The organism is Saccharopolyspora sp. NPDC002686 (assembly GCF_040295745.1).
In the GTDB taxonomy this organism is placed as follows: domain Bacteria; phylum Actinomycetota; class Actinomycetes; order Mycobacteriales; family Pseudonocardiaceae; genus Saccharopolyspora; species Saccharopolyspora oryzae.
This window is the reverse complement of sequence record NZ_JBEOVY010000613.1, coordinates 1-2,056: the sequence shown is the minus strand read 5'-3', so window position 1 is coordinate 2,056 and position 2,056 is coordinate 1. Positions and strand designations below refer to the sequence as shown.

The 2,056-nt window shown below is 72.3% G+C and carries 2 protein-coding genes; both read left to right on the top strand.

What is annotated here, in order from left to right; translation table 11 throughout:
- Window positions 1-1,205, top strand: a 1,205-nt coding sequence (hemG, locus tag ABTZ89_RS38255) for a protoporphyrinogen oxidase (RefSeq protein ID WP_351054285.1), incomplete at its 5' end; no start/stop codon positions are given.
- Between the two features lie 4 nt (window positions 1,206-1,209).
- On the top strand, window positions 1,210-1,905 hold the full coding sequence (gene hemQ, locus ABTZ89_RS38250) for a hydrogen peroxide-dependent heme synthase (RefSeq protein WP_270947953.1): 696 nt from the start codon (window positions 1,210-1,212) through the stop codon (window positions 1,903-1,905).
- The last annotated feature ends 151 nt before the right edge of the window (window positions 1,906-2,056 follow it).

The window sequence follows — 2,056 nt, the reverse complement described above, 5'->3', positions numbered from 1 at the left end:
TGGCCGACGACGTCGTGCACCCGGGCGGGTTTTCGGCGTCCGTGCGCGCCGGCAGCCGGACGCGGCGCCTGCCGACCGGGACCGTGATGGGCGTTCCCGCCGCACCCGAGTCGGTGCGGGACGTGCTGTCCGACGCCGGTTTGTCGTTGGTCCGCGCGGAGAAGGACCTGCCGCCGCTGCGGCTCGAAGGTGCGGATGCGTCGGTCGGCGAGCTGCTGCGCGGCCGGGTCGGCGACGAGGTCGTGGACCGGCTGGTGGAGCCGCTGCTCGGCGGTGTCTACGCGGGGGACGCGAACCGCCTCGGGCTGCGAGCTACGATCCCGGCCCTGGCGGCGGCTCTGGACGGGGGAGCGGAGTCGATCACCGCCGCGGCTTCGTCCGCGCTGCCGAAGCCGAAGCCCGACGCGCCGAAGCCGCCGGTGTTCGGCGCTTTCCAGAACGGCTACCGGCGGTTGATCGACCAGCTGCTGATCGCCGCCGATGCGCAGCTCCGGCTCGGGCTGCCGGTGCGCGGCCTGACCAGGACCGAATCCGGTTGGCGGCTGGAGATCGGCGCGGCGCCGAGCCCGGAGTTCCTGGACGTCGACGGCGTCGTGCTGGCGGTCCCCGCTCCCGCGGCGCGCCGCCTGCTCCAGGACGTCGTGCCGAGCGCGGCGGCCAAGCTCGGCGAGGTGGAGCTGGCCTCCATGATCGTCGTGGGCCTCGCATTGCCCGCGGACGTGGAACTGCCGGACGCCTCGGGCGTGCTGATCGCGCGCGGCGAGCGCCACGACGACGGAACCCCGTTCACCGCCAAGGCCTTCACCTTCTCCAGCAACAAGTGGCCGCACCTGCGCGGTGCGAACGGCGAACTGCTGGTGCGGGGTTCGGTCGGCCGGTTCGGCGAGACCGCGGACCTGCAGCTCGACGACGCCGAGGTGCTGCGCCGGGTGCGCGCCGACTTCGCCGAGCTGACCGGGATCGCGGCGCAGCCGGTGGAGTCGACCGTGGTGCGCTGGGGCGGTGGAGTGCCGCAGTACGGCGTGGGCCACCTGGACCTGATCGCCGACGTGGAACGGGCGCTGTCCGACGTGCCGGGCCTGGCCCTGGCCGGGGCGGCGCTGCACGGCGTCGGGGTCCCGGCGTGCATCGCGACGGGGGAGTCCGCGGCGATGGACATCACGCGGGCCCTGCTGCCTGGGACCCTCCGAGAAGTGGGACGATGAGGACATGGCGCGGCTGAACTACAACGAGCTCAACGACACCATTCGCTACACCATGTGGTCGGTGTTCCGGATCGAGCAGGGCACCCTGCCCGAGGACCGGGCCAAGGCCGCTCAGATGACCCAGGAGTACCTGGACTCGCTGGCCGAGTCCGGCGTCGTGGTCCGCGGCGTCTACGACGTCTCCGGGCTGCGGGCCGACGCGGACTTCATGATCTGGTGGCACTCCGAGGAGATCGAGCAGGTCCAGGCCGCCTACACCGGGTTCCGCCGCGAGACCCCGCTCGGCCAGTCCTCCGAGCCGGTCTGGAGCAACGTCGCGCTGCACCGCCCGGCCGAGTTCAACAAGAGCCACATCCCGGCGTTCCTGGCCGGCGAGGAACCGCGCAAGTACATCTGCGTGTACCCCTTCGTGCGCTCCTACGAGTGGTACCTGCTGCCCGACGACGAGCGCCGCAAGATGCTGGCCGACCACGGCAAGGAAGCCCGCGACTACCCGGACGTCCGGGCGAACACGGTGGCCTCCTTCGCGCTCGGCGACTACGAGTGGATCCTCGCCTTCGAAGCCGACGAGCTGCACCGCATCGTGGACCTGATGCGCCACCTGCGCGGCACGGAGGCCCGCCTCCACGTCCGCGAGGAGATCCCGTTCTACACGGGCCACCGAGTCGACGTCACCGACCTGGTGACCCGCCTCCCCTGAAGTTCTTCCGGCTGAAGCGCCTGGCGGCGCGTCAAAGACGGTTCTGAGTCGGCGTGAGCCGAGTTCCGATGTCCCGCGCGGGGTCGGGGTCGCCTGGAGCACCTGGCGGCCCCGCCCCCCCGCGGTCGGTCCGCGGGGCGGTCTGCTGGGT

Bases quoted from the DNA above. Each gene is read 5' to 3' on its own strand.
- hemQ (WP_270947953.1), top strand. From the start codon at position 1,210: ATGGCGCGGCTGAACTACAACGAGCTCAACGACACCATTCGCTACACC.